Below are 19,313 nucleotides of genomic sequence, written 5' to 3'. Positions count from 1 at the left end.
CGCGAGTGACGATTTATTCTCAGTGTGTTTAGTTATCAGTAAGGTATCAGATTGAAAAAAATTCAGGCGATTCGCGGAATGAACGACCTGCTGCCCGCAGATACCGCAATCTGGCAGTATATGGAAGCCTGCGTCAAGCGGGCACTGGCCGGTTTTGGCTACAGTGAAATTCGCTTTCCGATTATGGAGCAGACCGACCTTTTCAAACGTTCTATCGGAGAGGTTACCGATATTGTTGAAAAGGAAATGTACACCTTTGAAGATCGCAACGGTGAGAGTGTTACTCTGCGACCAGAGGGCACAGCGAGCTGTGTGCGCGCCTGCGAAGAGCACGGTCTTTTGTACAATCAAACGCAGCGCTTGTGGTACATGGGGCCGATGTTCCGCTATGAACGTCCGCAAAAAGGTCGCTATCGGCAGTTTCATCAGGTGGGCATCGAAACCTTTGGTCTCGAGGGGCCGGACATTGATGCCGAACTCCTATTGCTCGGTTATCACTTGTTCCGCCAGCTGGGGCTGGATCACTGCGTAAGCCTGCAAATCAACTCCCTAGGGAGCGATGCGGCGCGCGCCGCCTTTCGCGAAGCACTGGTGAAGTATCTCAGTGCACACGAAGCGCAGCTGGATGAGGACAGCAAGCGGCGCTTGCACACCAATCCCCTGCGTATTCTCGACAGCAAAAGCCCCGACACCCAGGCGCTGCTCGATGGCGGCCCGAGCCTGGCCGATTATCTCGATGAGTCCTCACACGAGCATTTCACACGCCTTACGCAACTGTTGGACGCCGCCGGTGTCCCATACAGCGTTAACCCCCGGCTGGTGCGTGGGTTGGATTACTACAGCCGCACGGCCTTTGAATGGGTGACCGATCGCCTGGGGGCACAGAGCGCCGTCTGCGCCGGTGGACGCTACGACAATCTGGTGGCCCAGTTGGGCGGTCGGCCGACACCCGCGGTGGGGTTTGCCATCGGGCTTGAGCGTTTAGTGCTTCTGGTGCAAAGTGAAGGGCGCCTGCCGGAGGGTCTGGACGCATCGGTAGACGTCTACCTGGCCGCTGTGGGGGATGTGCAGGCCGAGGCTTTGAAGCTCGCGGCAAGTTTGCGCGAGCAGTTGCCTCAGTTGCGTCTGGGAATGCACTGCGGCGGCGGCAGCTTCAAAAGCCAGCTGAAAAAAGCCGACAAGAGTGGTGCTCAAGTGGCGTTGATTCTCGGTGAAGATGAGGCGGCCGAAGGCAAGGTGGCGGTTAAATATTTGCGTGAGGATCGGCCTCAGCAGAGTCTCAACCAAAATGACGTTGCGCAGCTGCTGACGAGTGTGGCAAGCGGCGCGCAGCAAGAAGCTAAATAATGACGGGTAGGAGTAAAGAGTGAGCGATCATCTGACCGAAGAAGAACAATTAGAAAACCTCAAAAGACTGTGGAAAGAATACGGCACCACCGTTATTGCCAGTGTTGTGGTGGCCACCGCTGGCTACTTTGGCTGGAATTACTGGCAGGACGCCGAGCAGCAGCGTCTGGAAAATGCCTCCAATCGCTACGAAGAGCTGGTAACGGCCGTGGGCAGCGCCAACGCGCCGCAGGCGGATGATGCCGAGGCCTCCAAAGCGACCGTGAGCCATTTGTCAGAGCAGATTAAAAGCACGGCCAGCGACAGTGCCTACGCGGTTCAGGGCGCTTTCTTTGCGGCGAAAAAAGCCGTTGAAAGCGGCGATTTGACCGCTGCCGAGGGCGAGCTGCAATGGGTTCTGGCCAACGCCGACAGCGAGGCCATGAAAGAGGTGGCACGCATTCGCCTGGCCCGCGTTCTGGCCGCGAAAGGTGATTTTTCCGCAGCGCTTAATCAGGTGAGCTCGGAGCCCGCCGCAGGTTTTGCCGCAGAGCAAGCAGAGGTGCGCGGGGATATTCTGCGTCAAAACGGTGACAGCGCCGCTGCCTTGACCGCCTATGAAAAAGCTCTGGAGAGTCTCACGGGTGACCAGCAGCAAAGACGTATGGTGCTGCAAATGAAAATTGACAATACCAAGCCCGCTTCATCTGAGGAGCCCTCGGCATGAGATTGATCCTGACGCTGACACTGGCTATCGCGCTGAGCGGTTGTTCGTTGTTCAGTAAAAAAGATGGCACTGAACCCATGGAGCTGGTGGATTTTGAGCCGACGGCCAAAATTGACCGGATCTGGCAGCGCGATACGGGCGCGGGCCAGGGCGAAGGTTATACCCGGCTAACGCCAGCGTTTGATGATGAGCTTCTCTATGTTGTCGACTACGAAGGCAAGCTGAGCGCCATCAATCGTCTGTCAGGCAAAGTTGTCTGGCGTCGCGATCTCGACGAAACCATTGCCGGTGGTGTGGGCCTGGGTGCTGACCAGTTGTTGCTCGGCACTGATGAGGGTGAGCTTCTGGCCCTGAGCCAGGACGACGGCACAGAGCTTTGGCGCACCCAGCTTTCGAGCGAGATTATGTCGGTGCCCGCGGGTGACAGTGCCGTGGTGGCCGCGCAGACGCTGGACGGGCGCTTGACGGTGGTCAACGCCAGCAGCGGTGAAGTGTTGTGGTTTTACGACAATCCGCCGCCGAAGTTGACCCTGCGCGGTCGCCCGACGCCGGCGATTACCGGTTCGGCCATCTATGCGGGCTTTGCCAGCGGCCGGTTGATGGCCTTTAATCCGCAAAACGGTCTTATCCTCTGGGAGCAGCGCGTCGCTATGCCCAGAGGTCGTTCGGACCTGGAAAAGATGGTCGACATCCAGGCTTCCCCGCTGTTGCAGGACGGAATTTTGTATCTGAACGGCTACCAGGGCCGTCTAATGGCGGTCACCCGCGCCAATGGCCGGCCGCTGTGGTCGATTGATTCGTCCAGTTACCAAGAGCTCTGGCTCGACAACGGCGAGCTGTTTGTCTCTGCCGCAGACAGTAAAGTGACGGCCTATAACGCCGCGGCTGGTACCGAGCTTTGGAGTAACGAGCAGATGTTGCGCCGTCAGGTCACGGGCGCCGCCAGCGTGGGTGACTATGTGGCAGTGGCGGACGAAGACGGCTATCTTCATTTTATGAACCGCAGTGACGGTAGCTTCGCCGCCCGGACCCGGGTGGACGGCTCCGGTGTCAGAGCACCGCTGTGGAGCGATGGCGAGCGACTCTATGTGCTGGCCAATGATGGCACACTCGCCGCCTATACCCTATCCGGCCGCTAATGGCCCTCCGGCTGCCCCAAGCGGGCAGCCTTTTTATCAAGACTGAACACTATGATCCCTGTTATTGCCCTGGTCGGACGCCCCAATGTCGGTAAGTCCACTATGTTTAATCGCCTGACACGCTCACGCGATGCCATTGTCGCTAACTATGCGGGGCTAACGCGCGATCGCAAATACGGCGAGGGTAAAATCGGTGACCAGCGTTTTATGCTGGTGGACACCGGCGGTATCAGTGGCGAGGAAGAGGGCATAGACACCCTGATGGCGCAACAGTCGCTGCAGGCGATTGATGAGGCCGATGTGGTGCTGTTTATGGTTTCCAGTCGCGATGGTCTGACGGCCGCCGACCACATCATCGCCAAGCAGCTGCGCCAGCGCGGCAAAAAAACCTATCTGGTCGCCAACAAAGTCGACGGCATGGACCCGGATATGGCAGTCATGCCGTTTTATGAGCTGGGTCTTGGCGAGGTATTCGCCACCACTGCCACCCACGGCCGGGGTGTCAAATCCATGATGGAAAGTGTATTGGCCGAGTTGCCCGCGAGCGAGGAAGATCCCGCTGAACCCGAGGCGACGGGGATTAAAATGGCCATCGTTGGCCGGCCCAATGTGGGCAAGTCGACGCTCGTTAATCGCATGCTCGGTGAAGACCGCGTGGTGGTGTACGACTTGCCCGGCACCACCCGCGACAGCGTGTATATTCATTACGAGCGCTTTGATAAACCCTACACCATTATCGACACAGCGGGAATTCGTCGCCGCAAAAACGTGTCTCTGACGGTCGAAAAATTCTCTATCGTTAAAACCCTGCAGGCCATTGATGACGCCAACGTGGTGATACTGGTGATCGATGCCAGTGAGGGCGTGGTCGAGCAGGATTTGCATTTGATGGGTACGATTATCGACGCCGGCAGGGCTCTGGTGGTAGCGCTCAACAAATGGGACGGGCTCGACGAGGGACACAAGCAGTACGTTAAAAACGAAATTGACCGCCGCTTGCGATTTATTGATTTTGCCAATATTCATTATATTTCGGCGCTGCACGGCACTGGGGTGGGCAACCTCTACAAGTCGATTGAGCAGGCGTATCAAAGCGCCACCGATAAACTCTCGACGAGCTTTCTGACACAGGTTTTGCAGGACGCCGTTGCCGAGCACCAGCCGCCCATGATCAACGGTCGGCGCATCAAACTGCGTTACGCCCACGCCGGTGGCAGCAACCCGCCGATTATTGTGATTCATGGCAATCAAACGGCAAAAGTGCCCGCGCATTACGTGCGCTACTTGGAAAAAACCTTCCGCCGCGCACTCAATTTACGTGGTACACCCGTACGCATTGAATTCAAATCCAGCGACAACCCCTTCGCCGAGCGCAAAAAGCCCAAGGCGCCCGTGCGCAGTCAGCGCCGCGCGCCGCGTAAAGGCAGCTAGACCTTGTGAGTCCGTTTGTGCTTATCGCCCTGTGCTTGCTGGCAGGGCTGGCCTTACAGTTTGCTCGCGTTGCCGGCGAGCGAACCGCGTCGCGTTTAAACGCCTATGTCATCAATGTTGCCCTGCCGAGTTTAATTCTTTACGAGTTGCCCAAACTCAGTTTTGATGCAACCGTTTTGCTGCCGGTGGTTGTGAGCTGGTCGGTCATGGCGGCTACCGCCCTCGGTGTTCTGCTGGCGTCGCGCCTGTGGTCTTTGTCGCGCGGTGTGACAGGGTGTCTTTTGCTGATGCTGCCGCTCGGTAACACCGGTTTTGTCGGCATCCCGCTGATTCAGGCACTGGTGGGTGACGCTGGTATCGGCTATGCCATTCTCTACGACCAGTTCGGCACCTTTCTCGCGCTCAATACGCTGGGGATTGCCATAGCGGTGGGCTTCAGTGGTGGCCAAAGCTCCGCCGGTTATATTGTCGGCCGAATTCTACGCTTTCCTCCTTTTATCAGCTTGTTGTTGGCTTTTGCGCTCCTGTGGTGGGAGTACCCGCCTTGGTTGTCACAAGTGCTCGCGTGGCTTGCCTGGACTCTGGTACCGGTGGTGATGGTGGCCGTGGGTATCTCCTGGCACCTGAAGCTGGATCCGGCGGATTTAACGATTTTTGCCGCAGCCCTGGCGACCCTGCTGGTGTTCAAGCCCGTCGCTGCGCTTTTGGTCTCTACCGTGATGGGCGGCGAGGGCATTGCTCACCGGGTGGTGGTGCTCGAAGCCGGCATGCCCGCCATGATTTCCGCGGGCGTGCTCGCCATGCGTTACGCACTGGCGCCTCGCCTTGCCGCCTCGCTGGTGGGTTACAGTTTGCTCGCTGGTATTCCCACTTTGTTTGTCTGGCGCTGGGTTCTTGGCGGCTGATCTCTTACTTAAGCAGCCAGTCTATTTGTTCTGATGCCAGAACGGCTGACCAATGGTCGGTGTACTGGGGCTTGCCGTTTGCCGGGCTTGCATCAAACCGGCACGATACGCCTGCCTGCCCGCCACAAGAGCATTGGCAAAGCTCGCCGCCATAAGCACTGGGTTTTGCGCTTTGGCGACGGCGGTATTCAGCAGTACCGCGTCAAACCCCATTTCCATGGCCTCGCACGCCTGCGATGGAGCGCCAATGCCAGCGTCGATAATCACAGGGCAGTCAAAGCGCTCACGCAAGGTTTTCAAGGCGTAGCGATTGAGCAGGCCGCGGCCTGTGCCTATGGGCGCGCCCCAGGGCATCAAGACTTCACAGCCGGCCTCGCGCAGGCGCTGACAGAGGATTAAATCGTCGGTGCAATAAGGCAGAACCTTAAAGCCCTGGCCGATGAGTTCCCGGCTGGCTTCCACCAGGGCGAAAGGGTCGGGCTGTAAATTATAATCATCGCCAATGACCTCCAGCTTGATCCACTCCGTGGAGAACAGCTCGCGGGACATTTGCGCGAGATTGACCGCCTCCTTGACCGATTTGCAACCGGCGGTGTTGGGCAGGAGGCGGCATCCGGTTTGCTGAATCAGTTGCCAGAATCTCTCGCCATCGCCAGCGGCCGGGTTTTGCCGGCGCAACCCGAGCGTAATGATTTCGCAGCGTGCGGCGGCAACCGCATCGCACATTTGCTGCGGCGATTCATACAATGCAGTGCCCAGTAGGAAGCGGCTTGAAAAGGTTTCGCCGTAGAGCGTTAAGTGGTCTTCTTTCATGTTTAGCCTCCGCCGACCGGTGTGACCACATCGACCATATCGCCACTGCCGAGCAAACAATCGTCATAGGCTGAGCGCGGGATAAATTCGCCGTTGACCGCAGCGGCAAACTGCTCACCGATGCGCTGTTCATCAATCCAAAGCGCGAGGGCGCTGCTGAGGTTGGTGTTGTGCGGCAGCTGCACGGGTTCGGCGTTTAAAAAGACTTCGATGGTACGTTTACTCATACACTCGCTCTTGACAGGGAAAGAGCCTGTTTGGGCTCGATAAAATAGCGCTTATGGGGCGACTCGCTTTCACCGGTGATTTGAGCCAGCGCGCAATCCACGAGCGCCGGCGCCAGCAAATAGCCGTGGCGAAACAAGCCGTTGAGCCGCAGCAGGCCCGGTTCGCACTGAAGCTGCGGGAAGTTACTGGCGAAGGCGGGACGCAGATTGACGCCGGCCTCGAGAATACGGGCCTCAGCAAATGCCGGCGACAGCGTATAAACGGCACTGGACAGTTCCAATGACGACTGCAGGGTGATTGGCGCGAGGTCTTCGCTCTCGATTTGGGTGGCCCCAATCACGTAGCGGTTGCCGGGTTTAGGTACCACATACAGCTGATAGCGCGGGTGCATCAGGCGCACCGGTCTGCTCAGACTCACCTCGGTGGTTTCCAGATGTAGGGTTTCGCCTCGCACGCCGCGCAGGTTGTGCAGGCAATGGCGTGCGCCCGCACCACGGCAGTCGATAACAAGGCAAAAGGGCCGGGCAGTTTGACTCTGGGTATCCAGAATTTGCTTTGCCCGCGGCACCACTTGGGTGTTGTAAATTCTTTCAACGTCCAGCGCCGCAAGGCGCGCATCCAACCGCGCGAGTATCTGGCGGTTGTCCAGGTGCGCTTCCGGCGAGAGGAAAATGCCGCGTCTTAGCTGTGGGTTAAGGTCTGGTTCGAGCGATTGTATGTCGCCGCCGTCGAGTGGTTCTATACGTGCGTGGGGCTGACCGCGCAGGGTCCGGCTGTCGAGCATAAACTGATCCAGCTCGGATTCATCCTGCGGGTGCGCCACGAGCAAGCTGCCCTTGTTGTGGATACAGTGCTTTGCGCCTTCGCCTAGTTGTTCGAGCCATTGATGCCAGCGTTCGATTCCGTGCAGCCCGAGGGTGTAGACACAGGGCTCGGCGGCGGCCGCTTCGCTGATGGGGGCGAGCATGCCGGCGGCCGTATGGGCGGCACTGAGATTGCGCTCAGCTGAGCCGGCCTCGAATATCGTGACCCGGTAGCCGCGCTCGGCGAGTTGCCAGGCCATGAGCGTCCCGAGCAAGCCGCCACCTGCGATGCCGATGCGGGCACCCGGGTACGGAGGGTCTTGGGTCTGAGGGTTTTGTTGTGTCACAACTGCCTCGCGTCGTCGAGGCTGGGAGGAGGGCGGACGAGTGCGCTCATCCGTTTACTTGTTCCCTCCGCAGGTACCAGCCTGTTCAGGTTCCACGGGTTCGGCCGTACCGATCTCAGCCTCCGAGCTGCAGTTGCAGCCGAGGCGCCCCGACAAGTGCGATCAATATAAAGCGATTACTCCGCGGTTGCAATCACCCGGCAGGTGAGCTGACCCTTTGCGAGGCGCGCCGAGATGTCTTCCCCCGCCGCGACCTGATTTGCGGCGGTAATCACTGCACCCTCTTGGTTGCGGACCACAGAAAAGCCCCGGTCGAGAGTCGCCAGGGGGCTGACACTGTCGAGCACGCGCGCTTTTTCATGGAGTAATTGCCGGTGGCGCGCGAGGCACTGCTCAATGCTCCGACGCAGCGCCTTGTGCGAACGCTGCAGCAGCTGCTCGGCGCGCGTTACCAAGGCCTGTGGATGCTGGTGTTGCTGGCGCACACTGAGTTCCCTTAGGCGGCGCTCTTGCCGTTCCAGCTGCCAGTGCATGGTGCTGCGCAGGCGCAGTTCCAGCTGGTCGAGCTGCTGCGCTTGGTGGCGCAGTTTTTCGCCGGGGTGGCGCAGGCGCCGGCTTAGGGCTTCTAGGCGCGTCTTTTCCCGCGTGATCAGCCTGTCCAGTGAGCGAGCCAGTTGGCGTTCGCGCTCTTGTAGCCCGGCGAGCTGCTCCCGGACATCGGGTACGGCGATTTCCGCGGCGGCGGAGGGTGTCGGCGCGCGCAGATCGGCAGCAAAATCGGCAATGGTGAAGTCCACTTCGTGACCCACGGCGCTGATGACAGGCAGGGGGCAGGCGCTGATCGCGCGCGCCAGGGCCTCGTCGTTGAAGGCCCATAAGTCCTCAATCGAGCCCCCACCGCGGGTGAGGATCAGCAAGTCAAACAGCTCGGCCTGAACCGCCAGCTGCAGGGCGGAGACAATCGCTGGCGCCGCCTGTTCACCCTGAACCGCCACAGGAATAACCGTGACTTTTTGCGCCGGGTAGCGGCGCTGTATGACAGAAAGCACATCGCGAATAGCCGCCCCCGTGGGTGAGGTGATAATGGCAATATGCTCGGGGCGCTCGGGCAGGGCTTTCTTCCGCTCGGTGGCGAACAGCCCCTCGGCGGCGAGCTTATTTTTCAGGGCCTCAAAGGCGCGCTGCAGGGCGCCAAGGCCCGCTTCCTCCATATGCTCGGCGACCAGCTGATAGTCCCCGCGGCCTTCGTAGATGCTTACGCGCGCCCGCAGAAGGACTTGCTGGCCCTGCGTGGGGCTAAATTTAACCGTTTGGTTGCGGCCCCGGAACATGGCGCAGCGCACTTGGGCAGTGTCGTCTTTAAGAGTGAAATACCAGTGCCCGGAGCTGGGCCGGGACAAGTTGGAGATTTCTCCCTCCACCCACACCAATGGCAGGTGGGTTTCGAGCAGCTGCCGGCTGAGCCGGTTGAGGTGAGAAACGCTGAGAATATCGCGGCCCTGTCCAGGCGCGCCACTGTAGTCGGTTGTCATGCAGCTATTGTATCAGAGCGCCGCCTCAAACACTTGCCCGCCGCGTGTTGCCTGCCATTTTCTAAGGTTACAAAAATAAAACAATATCAGTCAGTTACGGGCGCCAGCGGGCGAAAATTTGGTTTACCGGGAGCGCTGCAATAGGTTATAATTCCGCGCTTATTTTTCCCAAGCGCAAAGGTTGGATGGCTATGTTGCGAATCGCTGAAGAAGCACTCACGTTTGACGATGTTTTGCTGGTGCCCGGATTTTCCGAGGTCACGCCTAAGGATGTGTCCCTCAAAACACGGCTGACCCGCGGTATCGCACTGAATATCCCGCTGATTTCGGCGGCCATGGACACAGTGACCGAAGCCCGCCTGGCCATTGCCATCGCCCAGGAGGGCGGTATTGGCATTATCCATAAGAGTATGCCCATCGAACAGCAGGCCCAGCAGGTGCGCGCTGTGAAGAAATACGAAGCGGGCATGGTCAAAGACCCCATTACCATTGAGGCCAGCGCCAGCATCAATGATTTGCTGACGCTGACCAAATCCAACAACATCTCCGGTGTGCCCGTGCTGGAAAACGGTGAGCTGGTGGGTATTGTCACTCGCCGCGATGTGCGCTTTGAGTCCAATCTGGAAGCGCCCATCTCCAGCATCATGACGCCCAAGAAAAAGTTGGTAACCACCCTTGAAGGTACCGGCGCCGACGATATTCGGGCGCTGTTGCACAAGCACCGAATTGAAAAAGTGCTGGTGGTGAATGATCAGTTTGAGCTGCGCGGCATGATCACGGTTAAAGACATCAACAAAGCCGAGCAATACCCCAACGCCAGTAAAGATCCCGAAGGTCGTCTGCTGGTGGGCGCCAGTGTCGGCACCAGCGCCGATACCGATGACCGGGTAAAAGCCCTGGTGGATGCCGGTGTGGACGTGCTGGTGGTGGATACCGCTCACGGCCACTCCAAAAATGTCATCGACAGGGTGCGCGCCATTAAGCAGCAGTACCCAGAGGTGCAGGTGATTGGCGGCAATATCGCCACGGCGGAGGCGGCCAAAGCGCTCGCCGAGGCTGGCGCCGATGCGGTCAAGGTCGGTATTGGCCCGGGCTCGATTTGCACCACGCGTATTGTCAGCGGGGTGGGCGTGCCGCAGGTGTCGGCCATTGCCAATGTGGTAGAGGCTCTGAAAGACACGGGCGTGCCGGTGATCGCCGATGGCGGTGTGCGTTTTAGCGGTGATTTGGCCAAGGCCATTGTCGCCGGTGCCCACGCGGTTATGATGGGTTCCATGTTCGCTGGTACCGAAGAGGCGCCCGGTGAGGTCGAGCTCTATCAGGGCCGCACCTACAAAGCCTATCGCGGTATGGGTTCGCTCGGCGCCATGGCGCAGACCCAGGGCTCGTCTGACCGCTACTTCCAGGATGCCAGCGAGGGTGCAGAAAAGTTGGTGCCTGAGGGCATCGAAGGGCGTGTTCCCTACAAGGGTCCACTGCATGTGATCGTCCACCAGATGATGGGCGGTCTACGCTCGGCGATGGGCTATACTGGCAGCAAGGATATCGAGCAAATGCGCACCCAGCCCCGGTTTGTGCGGGTGACATCAGCGGGAATGGGCGAGAGCCACGTGCACGATGTGCAGATCACTAAAGAGGCGCCCAACTACCCAATCAGCGGCCGCTGATTTAAACGCTCTTGACACCTACAACCCCTGTGGTGAACACAGGGGTTTTTCATTTTCACATTTGCCACTGGAACATCCATGACTCAGGACATTCATGCTCAGCGTATTTTGATTCTCGACTTCGGCTCTCAGTACACGCAACTGATAGCCCGCCGTGTGCGCGAGGTAGGGGTTTACTCCATTATTCGCGCCTACGACATGACCGAGGAAGAAATCCGCGAGTTTGATCCCAACGGCATTATTCTCGCCGGCGGTCCCGAGTCGGTGACCGCAGAAAACTCACCCCGTGCGCCCGAAGTGGTGTTCAAGCTTGGTGTGCCTGTGCTGGGTATTTGCTACGGCATGCAGACCATGGCCGAGCAAATGGGCGGCAAGGTGCAGGGGTCAGCCATTCAGGAGTTTGGATACGCGCAAATTTCCGTCGAAGACGCCGGCCCTTTGCTGGACGACATCAAAGACCACGTAGACGCCGACGGCAAAGCGCTGCTCGATGTGTGGATGAGTCACGGCGACAAGGTTGTGACCCTGCCGGAAGGCTTCACCGTAATGGCCTCGACGCCGTCTTGTCCCATTGCCGCCATGCACTGTGAAGAAAAGGAGTTTTACGGCCTGCAGTTTCATCCCGAGGTGACGCACACCCTGCAGGGCAAGCGCATCTTCGAGCACTTTGTTCTCAAGCTCTGCGGTTGCGAGCCACTCTGGACGCCCGCCAACATTGTCGAGGATGCCATCGTCAAAATTCGCGAGCAAGTGGGCACGGATAAAGTGTTGCTCGGGCTCTCGGGCGGCGTTGATTCTTCGGTAGTGGCGGCTCTGCTTCACAAAGCCGTCGGTGACCAGCTCACTTGTGTGTTCGTCGACAATGGCTTGCTGCGCAAAGCCGAAGGCGATCAGGTGATGGATATGTTTGCCAAGAACATGGGCGTACGTGTCATCCGAGCTGATCGTGAAGCGCTGTTTTTAGGCCGCCTGCAAGGCGAGGCCGATCCCGAGCGCAAACGCAAAATCATCGGCAATACCTTTATCGAGGTCTTTGACGAAGAGGCCGCCAAGATTAAGGACGTGAACTGGCTGGCACAGGGCACCATCTACCCGGATGTGATTGAATCCGCCGCTGCGAAAACCGGTAAGGCCCATGTGATTAAATCGCACCACAATGTCGGTGGCCTGCCCGAGGACATGAAGCTTGAGCTGGTAGAACCTTTGCGTGAACTCTTTAAAGATGAAGTGCGGGCTATCGGCCTTGAACTCGGCCTGCCCTACGATATGGTGTATCGCCATCCGTTCCCTGGGCCTGGTCTTGGGGTGCGCATACTCGGCGAAGTGAAAAAAGAATACGCCGATATTTTGCGTGAGGCAGACGCTATCTTTATCGAAGAGCTACACAACGCCGACTGGTACCACAAAACCAGCCAGGCCTTTGCGGTTTTCCTGCCGGTGAAGTCCGTGGGTGTTGTAGGTGACGGGCGCCGATACGAGTGGGTCATCGCCTTGCGTGCGGTAGAGACCATCGACTTTATGACCGCCCGCTGGGCGCACCTGCCCTACGAGCTGCTGGAGAAAGTCTCCAACCGCATTATCAATGAAATCTCTGGCGTGTCGCGGGTCACCTACGACGTGTCCAGTAAACCACCGGCGACGATTGAGTGGGAGTGATTGGGCTCTTGGTGCTTGCCTTTGGTGGCAGTGGAGCTGAGAAGTGCAGTTTCTTAAAATAACCTACTGTTTGTCCATTGTCACAGTTTTACTGTCCTTGACGGCGTGCGGCGCTTTGCTCAGTGGCGAGGTGGAGCGCGAGTTAATTGAGCTAAAGCCCGGCGCCTATCGGTTGGACCCGCACCATACGACGGTATTGTTCAAAGTGGGTCATCTGGCTGTGTCGGATTTTGTCGGCCGGTTTAATCAGGCGAGTGCCGAGCTTGATTACAACGCCTCCGACCCGGCTGACAGTCAGTTGCGCGCGTCGGTGAACCTGGCATCACTGGATGTGAACCGTCCGGATTTTGCCGATACCCTGAAAAGTTGCGACTGGCTGTGCACTGGGCGCTATCCACAGGCGGTGTTTGAGTCGCAGGGGCGCGCAAGGCGCGATGGCAACTCGCTGGTGTTTCCGGGTTTTTTGGATTTTCGTGGGGTGCGCAAAGCGGTTGAGCTTCATGTGCAGATCAATGGCGCCACCACTAACCGGTTAACCGGCAACTATACCTTGGGTTTTGAGGCACATCTTCTGTTCAACCGTTCCGATTTTGGCATGGGCCAGTTTATTCCCGCAGTGGGTGATGCTGTACGTATTGAAGTTTACGCGGAGTTTATTCGTCGTTAAGACGAATGTCGTCTGGGGTAATGACAATCAGCCGCTGCTTGTAGAGCGCGCTCAGGGCTTTTTTGTAGGCCGCTTTACTGGTGTTAAACGTTCGGTATATTTCATCGGGAGCGGCGCGGTCGTTGAGCAGTGATCGTCCGCCACTGGCGGCCAGGTGATCCAGTATGTGTTGCTGTAATCGGTCCCGTCCTTTGCCTCCGCCTGCCTGTAAACTCAAATCGATTTTTCCGTCGGGCCGAATCGCCTTGATATAGCCGGTGGTGCGTTCGCCGTACTGCAAGGGGCGGAAGGCATCATCGCGGAAAATCAGACCGAGGTACTGGTGATTGATGACGGCTTTATAGCCCATATCGCTTTTACCGCAGATTAACAAATCCACACTTTGGTTGGGCTTGAAGTGGCGCGCCTGCTCCTGCAGGTGTCTGCTCAGCCGTGACGAGGCGACAATACGGTTGGTGTAAGCGTCCAGATAGAGGGTCACGACATAGGAGCCCCCGAGCTCAAAGCGTTTGTGCTGCTCGTTAAAGGGCACCAAAAGGTGCTTGGGAAGCCCCCAGTCCAAAAACGCGCCGGCGTCGTTTATGTCTACCACAGGAAGGTGGGCGCATTCGCCCACGGTGGCGCGCGGTTTCAGGGTTGTCGCCACCGGTATATCGTTGCTGTCCAGATGGAGAAACACATCGACTTGGGTTCCGAGTGTCATGTCTTCGGTGAGGTAGCGTTTTGGTAGGAGGACAGTGCCAAGATCGTCGAGGTCCAGGTACGCGCCAAAATCAACAAGTTTAACGATGGGCGCTGTAGTGTAGTGTCCGATCTGGGCCATGGTGGATCCTCGCTGAGTGAGGCCCGATTATAACAGACCCCGGAGCGGCTTCGCCGTCCGGGGGATTGCAGGCACGGCCTTAAAAGTTCAGCCTTGCACCGACTTCGATGGCATTGCCCTCATCGGAAAAACTGGTGTCCAGGGTCGCTGCCAGGCTGGGGACAAACCAGTAGTTCGCCCCGAGATTCAGTGAGGTGGTGTCATCAAAGGCGGTGTGGTGCGCGAGCTCGGCTTTGCCCTCAAGGCGCTGCAGGAGCCAACCTCTGGCGCCGGCCGCCGCGACTAGGCCGGTATCGCTGCTGCCGTTGTCGGGATCGGTGCGTTCAACACTCAAGGTGCCGTACAAATCCCATTGGCTATTGAGCGGTGTGTGATAACCGCCGCCAGCGGCGAGGGTGCTAGAGCCGCAGCCCTTGTTGCCACTCACATCGGTAACCTCCGCCACGGCAAACCAGGGGCCGTTAATGGTCATGCTACCGTAGGCACTCAGGCCGTCCTGATTGCAGTCGTAGTCGTCGAGATCCTGCTCAACATACTCGACCCCTGCGTAGTCATAACTGACGGCACTATTGGGCGCAGCCTGAGTGTGGGCGCCAGCGAACAGAAACAGGGCTGCTGCCAGAGGGGCGGTGCGCTTGGTGAATGTGTGGTCTTTCATCGTTTGCTCCTTCACAAAGGGTTTGCCGGTACAGAGCAAAGGCCGGGCCAGCTGTGGCAAATTGCCGATAAGCTGTGCAGTCAGTCACAGATGCCCGTCGAGAAATAAACAAAGTGTTTAGGGATTAATCAGTGTCGCGGAGCGCGTGTAACAAAAATTACAAACGATTGTTATTTTGGCGGCCGGTCGGCCAGTTCGAGAATACGAAAAAAGTGTGATTTCTCCACCGGTTGAATGGACAGCCGCGACTGCTTGCGCAGCACCATGGTGTCAAATTCGGGAAGCTGCTTGATGGTGTCGAGCAAAACGGGATGATTAAAAGTGCGTGTGAGTGTTACGTCTACGCAAAACCAGCGGGGGTTATCCGGACTGGCCTTGGGGTCAAAGTAGTCGCTGTCGGGGTTAAACTGCTGCGGGTCGGGGTAGGCGGCTTTTGCCACCCTCATCGTGCCCACCACGCCTATGGCTTTACAGCGGCTGTGGTAAAAAAGAACCTCATCGCCCTTTGCCACTTGATCACGCAACAGGTTGCGCGCCTGAAAATTGCGTATGCCGTCCCAGCGGGCCGTCTGTTGCTTCTCCGCGGCCAGATGCGCAATGGAATAGCAATCGGGCTCCGATTTGAACAGCCAGTAGTTCATGGCGCGTCTGGCTGATCGGATTGCTCAAAGGCTTTAAGGCGCTCAGCGGTTTCTTTGTCGACCAGCTCAAGGCTGATGCGACGCGCGTTAATATCCACCTCTTTGACTTTAACCGTGACAGGCTCGTCCAGGTAGAACTCGGCTGTGTCGGTGATGAGGCTCAGGCGCCGGCTGTCAAACTTGGGTTTTGGTTGGCCCTTTTCGGCGAGTTGCACAAAGCCATCGGTCCCTATGTCGTCCAGCCTCACGGTAATGCCGCGCGCGCTAACGCCGGTGATAGTGCCGAAGTGAACCGTACCGATGTGTTCGCTCATGTATTGACATAACAGCCACTGCTCAAGCATGCGGGCCGCCTGCCGACCGCGGGTAAGTTTTTCCTGCAAGTCTTCCGTCAGTTCATTGCTGAGGCCAGAGACCGTTTTGCCAGCAAGGATGCGTTTTAGGGCGTAGTGGTTGTACAGATCCTGATAGCGTCGAATTGGTGAGGTGATGGTCGCGTAGGCGGGAAAGCCCAGACCGAAATGTCCCGCCGGCTCACGAGTCAGGCTGCCTGCCTGCTGCATGCGCTGCAACAGCGAGAGAAGACGTGAAGTCGCCCGGCTGGCGTCCTGCCGCAGCTGTTTGAACAGCGTCTGAAAGTCGGCAAGCGTGGTGTAATCCAGTTCGCTGTAATCGGCGGAAAGTTCACCTGCAAGCTGGCGGACGTCGTCCAGTCGCTCGGGGCGAAAACCAATATGACCGGAGAAAATGGCTGAACCCGGGTGCTGGCTGAACAAATCACCGGCACACACGTTGGTGGCCAGCATGGCCTCTTCAACCATTTTTTGCGCCGTATTGCGCAGGCGCTTTTCAACGCGCTCGATTTTCTTCTGGTCGTTGAGCCAGTATTGGTAATCGGCGCGGTCTTCCATAACCAGCGCGTTTTCCTGTCGCTGGCTGAGCCTTGCCTGTGCACAGTCATTGAGCGCTTTAAGGCTGTCGACAATAGCCTCTGGCAGGCGGCTGGCCAAGCCTTCAGCGTCTTCGCCTTCAAGCAGCTCTGTCACGGCTTGGTAGCTGAGCTTGTGCTTAGAGGTGATCTTGGCGACGCAAAACCGGTAGTCGCTGATGGCCCCCTGAGTGTCGATTTCCATGGTGCAGACAATGGCGGGGCGCTCGGCGTCGGCCACCAGAGAGAAGGTTTCGTGCGACAGCTCAGTGGGCAACATGGTAATTGGGTGGCCCAGCAGGTAGAGCGTGCTGGCCCGCTCCCGGGCGGTTTGTTCAAGGGGGCTGCCGGGCGCTATCAGGCTGCCGGGGTCGGCAATGGCCGTCATCAGGCGCCAGCCGCCATCGGTTTTTTCGGCGAAGATGGCGTCGTCCATGTCCCGGGTGAACTCCGAGTCGATAGTGACAAAGGCTATATCGGTCAGATCTTCGCGGGCCTCAGTGGGGGCTTGCTCCGGTGACAAGGCTTTGCTCTGCTCAAGTGCTTCCTCGGCCCAGGTGGTGGGCAGCTGGTATTTGGCCGCCACGTAGCGGCCTTCAATGCCCGACTCATCGGGGCGGCCGATGCGATTGATCACACGAATCTGGGCCTTGCCCTCGTGCTTGAAGGGATGGCGGATTAATTCGCACTCCACCAGATCCCCCTCGGTGCAGTTGGTGCGCTCTTGAGGAGGGATAAACAGCCAACGATTAAAGGGCGGGAGGTCGGGCTCGACGAAGTGGGCAGGGCCCTTCCTTACGTAGCGTCCGACAAAGCGCTTGGTCTCGCTTTGCAGCAGTTTTTCCAGGCGGGCCTCGAGCTGCTTTTTGTCGTTTTCGCTCACGCTGATTTGTACGCGGTCACCCGGTAATACCCGGAGCATTTGATCCGGGTCGAGAAAGGCATCGCGCCCGTCGTCCAGGCGTACAAAACCAAAACGCTTGGCTGTGGCCCTGACCACGCCCTCGGCGTACTCTTTTTGTGAAACGATGTTGGACTTTAACTGGGACAGCTGCGACAGCGCATCTTTACTGAGCATGAATCAATAACTTGTTTTGGGCAATTTGGTGTGATGACGCTAATGATAACAGGAAATACAGGCAGCCGCGGGTCGCTGTAGTATTATTGGCGTATGGATGTGCTAAATCAGTTAATTTTGCTCGGTGCTGTTTTATTTTTAATCAGCATCCTGGCCAGTGCGCTCTCACCCCGGGTGGGCATGCCGCTATTGTTGGTTTTTCTGTTGGTGGGCATGCTCGGTGGTGAGGACGGGTTAGGCGGTATCGCCTACAATGATGTTCAGTCGGCGTTGTTTCTCGGCACCTTGGCGCTGGCGGTCATACTCTTTGACGGCGGCTTGCGCACGGATATTCACAATTTTCGGGTGGGGCTCAAGCCCGCTCTGGTGCTCGCTTCGCTGGGCGTGGTAGTTACCGCGGGTGTCTGCGGCGCTTTTGCCGCCTGGTTGCTGGATCTTCCCTGGACCCAGGGTCTGCTGATCGGGGCGATTGTCGGCTCCACGGATGCGGCAGCGGTATTCTCTGTGCTCAACATGCAGGGGCTGGCACTCAAGGCCCGGGTAGGGGCAACCCTGGAGATTGAGTCGGGCCTGAACGACCCGATGGCGATCTTCCTCACCATTACCGTGGTGGAGTTTATCCGCATGGGGGAGTCCGGCTTTGATGCCACCATGCTGCTCGGCTTTACCTGGCAAATGGGCGTGGGGGCTCTGGTCGGTGTCGCCGGCGGCAGGGTGCTCGCCTGGGGAGTTACGCGGCTGGCATTGAGTCCGGGGCTCTATCCGCTGTTGGCGCTTTTTGGCGGCATCTCGATTTTTGGCTTGGCGGCCGTTCTGCATTCCAGTGGTTTTCTCGCCGTGTACCTCGCCGGCCTTATGGTGGGCAATCGGGTGTCCCGTGGCCTCTACAATATTCAGCGTTTTCACGACGGCATCGCCTGGCTTGCTCAGATCAGCCTGTTCCTGATGCTGGGGCTGCTGGTGTCCCCCTCTGAGCTGGTGACCTACGCCTCCAGTGCGTTGCTGGTTGGACTGTTTCTGATTTTTGTCGCTCGTCCGCTCGCGGTGGGGATATCGCTGATGCCGTTCCAGTTTTCCTGGCGCGAGCGGCTGTTTATCTCCTGGGTGGGTTTGCGCGGGGCCGTCCCTATTGTGCTGGCTATGTTCCCCTGGCTGGCGGGGTTGGAGCACTGGCCTTTTTTCTTCAATATTGCGTTTTTTATCGTCATTGTCTCGCTGGTCCTGCAGGGGTGGACAGTGGCACCTCTGGCGCGTTGGCTAAAAGTCGATGTGCCCGCGAGTACCACCCGGGTGCAGCGGGTGGAGTTGGGTGTGCCGGGGCAGGCGGGCTACGAATTTGTTGGCTATAAGCTGCTGGCCGATTCGCCCGCGCTCAGATCCGGCGGGGTGCATTTGCCGAGCTCTTCCGAGGCGCGCTTGCTTTGCGTTATGCGCGAGGGGGAGCCCGTTGCCGATCCGGCATTAACGCCTCTGGAGGCGGGCGATCATGTCTACCTGTTGGCCAAGGCCGATGCGCTGTCGGCGCTCGACAAACTCTTGGTGGGCGAGCGCGAACCTGATCGACTCTCTGCTCAGGCATTCTTTGGTGAGTTTGTGTTCTCGCCGCGTGCCAAGCTTATGGATTTGGGCCTTCTGTATGGCTTTGACGTGCCTGAGGAAATGGCCAACTGGAGTATCGGCCGCTACATCTACCGACGCTACAAGCAGCCGGTGGTGGGCGATCGGGTCAGCCTGGGGAAGGTGGAGTTTATTGTGCTGGAAATGGCCGATGCCAAGGTGACCAAGGTCAGTTTAAAACTCAATCGTTAGGCCGGTGGGCCAGTCCTGTCTCTCTCGGCCTAAAGCTTTTTATCGCGGCGGCCGATAAGCCGCTTAGCCGCGGCACTTGCGTGGCGCAATCTGTACTACACTAAACGTACCGCAAGCCTTTGTGAGAGGCCACAT

At 58.2% G+C, this 19,313-nt stretch carries 17 protein-coding genes and 1 riboswitch; of the genes, 9 read left to right on the top strand and 8 right to left on the bottom strand.

All coding sequences use genetic code 11. The annotated features are described in order from the left end of the window. The first annotated feature begins 51 nt into the window (after window positions 1–51). The 5 genes from hisS to QWI16_RS10755 are packed head-to-tail and all read left to right on the top strand — an operon-like array spanning window position 52 to window position 5,528. The gene (gene hisS / locus QWI16_RS10775) at window positions 52–1,347 is read left to right on the top strand and encodes a histidine--tRNA ligase (RefSeq protein ID WP_302713026.1); all 1,296 of its coding nucleotides are present in this window, start codon (window positions 52–54) and stop codon (window positions 1,345–1,347) included. A gap of 19 nt (window positions 1,348–1,366) precedes the next feature. Continuing rightward, a complete protein-coding gene (locus QWI16_RS10770; protein WP_302713024.1) occupies window positions 1,367–2,053 on the top strand; it encodes a YfgM family protein in 687 nt (228 codons plus the stop codon). Further along, window positions 2,050–3,192, top strand: a complete 1,143-nt coding sequence (bamB, locus tag QWI16_RS10765; protein ID WP_302713022.1) for an outer membrane protein assembly factor BamB — start codon at window positions 2,050–2,052, stop codon at window positions 3,190–3,192. Before QWI16_RS10770 ends, bamB begins: the two co-directional genes overlap by 4 nt. A gap of 51 nt (window positions 3,193–3,243) precedes the next feature. Continuing rightward, window positions 3,244–4,623, top strand: a complete 1,380-nt coding sequence (der, locus tag QWI16_RS10760) for a ribosome biogenesis GTPase Der (RefSeq protein WP_302713020.1) — start codon at window positions 3,244–3,246, stop codon at window positions 4,621–4,623. Window positions 4,624–4,628: 5 nt separating this feature from the next. Beyond that, window positions 4,629–5,528, top strand: a complete 900-nt coding sequence (locus QWI16_RS10755; protein ID WP_302713018.1) for an AEC family transporter — start codon at window positions 4,629–4,631, stop codon at window positions 5,526–5,528. Between the two features lie 21 nt (window positions 5,529–5,549). Here QWI16_RS10755 and QWI16_RS10750 read toward each other — a convergent pair whose 3' ends face one another. From QWI16_RS10750 to xseA, 4 genes are all read right to left on the bottom strand, one after another. Further along, window positions 5,550–6,341, bottom strand: coding sequence for a thiazole synthase (locus tag QWI16_RS10750; protein WP_302713016.1), 792 nt, complete (start codon window positions 6,339–6,341; stop codon window positions 5,550–5,552). 2 nt (window positions 6,342–6,343) lie between these two features. Further along, window positions 6,344–6,568 (bottom strand): sulfur carrier protein ThiS, encoded by a 225-nt coding sequence (gene thiS, locus QWI16_RS10745; RefSeq protein WP_302713014.1) that lies wholly within the window; start codon window positions 6,566–6,568, stop codon window positions 6,344–6,346. Then, entirely contained in the window at window positions 6,565–7,719 is a 1,155-nt protein-coding gene (gene thiO, locus QWI16_RS10740) for a glycine oxidase ThiO (protein WP_302713012.1), read from the bottom strand. Before thiO ends, thiS begins: the two co-directional genes overlap by 4 nt. Before the next feature lie 45 nt (window positions 7,720–7,764). Further along, window positions 7,765–7,881, bottom strand: a riboswitch (TPP riboswitch). Window positions 7,882–7,895: 14 nt separating this feature from the next. Beyond that, window positions 7,896–9,251, bottom strand: coding sequence for an exodeoxyribonuclease VII large subunit (gene xseA, locus QWI16_RS10735; protein WP_302713011.1), 1,356 nt, complete (start codon window positions 9,249–9,251; stop codon window positions 7,896–7,898). 191 nt (window positions 9,252–9,442) lie between these two features. Between xseA and guaB the strand changes: the two genes are divergently transcribed. The 3 genes from guaB to QWI16_RS10720 all read left to right on the top strand — a co-directional run bounded on the left by guaB (window position 9,443) and on the right by QWI16_RS10720 (window position 13,241). Next, window positions 9,443–10,918, top strand: a complete 1,476-nt coding sequence (gene guaB / locus QWI16_RS10730) for an IMP dehydrogenase (RefSeq protein WP_302713010.1) — start codon at window positions 9,443–9,445, stop codon at window positions 10,916–10,918. 78 nt (window positions 10,919–10,996) lie between these two features. Further along, window positions 10,997–12,574 carry a glutamine-hydrolyzing GMP synthase gene (gene guaA, locus QWI16_RS10725; protein ID WP_302713008.1) on the top strand — a complete coding sequence of 526 codons (1,578 nt, stop codon included), beginning with the start codon at window positions 10,997–10,999 and terminating at the stop codon, window positions 12,572–12,574. A gap of 43 nt (window positions 12,575–12,617) precedes the next feature. Next, the gene (locus QWI16_RS10720; RefSeq protein WP_302713006.1) at window positions 12,618–13,241 is read left to right on the top strand and encodes a YceI family protein; all 624 of its coding nucleotides are present in this window, start codon (window positions 12,618–12,620) and stop codon (window positions 13,239–13,241) included. Here the strand turns inward: QWI16_RS10720 and QWI16_RS10715 are convergent. The 4 genes from QWI16_RS10715 to QWI16_RS10700 form a co-directional block, all read right to left on the bottom strand. Then, complete coding sequence (locus QWI16_RS10715) at window positions 13,228–14,064, bottom strand: CvfB family protein (protein WP_302713004.1); 837 nt, start codon at window positions 14,062–14,064, stop codon at window positions 13,228–13,230. The genes QWI16_RS10720 and QWI16_RS10715 overlap by 14 nt on opposite strands. Before the next feature lie 79 nt (window positions 14,065–14,143). After that, window positions 14,144–14,722 carry an outer membrane beta-barrel protein gene (locus QWI16_RS10710; protein WP_302713003.1) on the bottom strand — a complete coding sequence of 193 codons (579 nt, stop codon included), beginning with the start codon at window positions 14,720–14,722 and terminating at the stop codon, window positions 14,144–14,146. A 170-nt stretch (window positions 14,723–14,892) separates the two neighbouring features. After that, the gene (locus QWI16_RS10705) at window positions 14,893–15,363 is read right to left on the bottom strand and encodes an EVE domain-containing protein (protein WP_302713002.1); all 471 of its coding nucleotides are present in this window, start codon (window positions 15,361–15,363) and stop codon (window positions 14,893–14,895) included. Continuing rightward, entirely contained in the window at window positions 15,360–17,369 is a 2,010-nt protein-coding gene (locus QWI16_RS10700; protein ID WP_302713001.1) for a VacB/RNase II family 3'-5' exoribonuclease, read from the bottom strand. Before QWI16_RS10700 ends, QWI16_RS10705 begins: the two co-directional genes overlap by 4 nt. A 93-nt stretch (window positions 17,370–17,462) precedes the next feature. Between QWI16_RS10700 and QWI16_RS10695 the strand changes: the two genes are divergently transcribed. Further along, on the top strand, window positions 17,463–19,178 hold the full coding sequence (locus tag QWI16_RS10695; protein WP_302713000.1) for a potassium/proton antiporter: 1,716 nt from the start codon (window positions 17,463–17,465) through the stop codon (window positions 19,176–19,178). Window positions 19,179–19,313 lie beyond the last annotated feature (135 nt).

It is taken from the genome of Gilvimarinus algae (assembly GCF_030518215.1).
GTDB lineage: Bacteria > Pseudomonadota > Gammaproteobacteria > Pseudomonadales > Cellvibrionaceae > Gilvimarinus > Gilvimarinus algae.
Note: the sequence above shows the minus strand (reverse complement) of the source record. Positions and strands in the feature narration are given on the sequence as shown.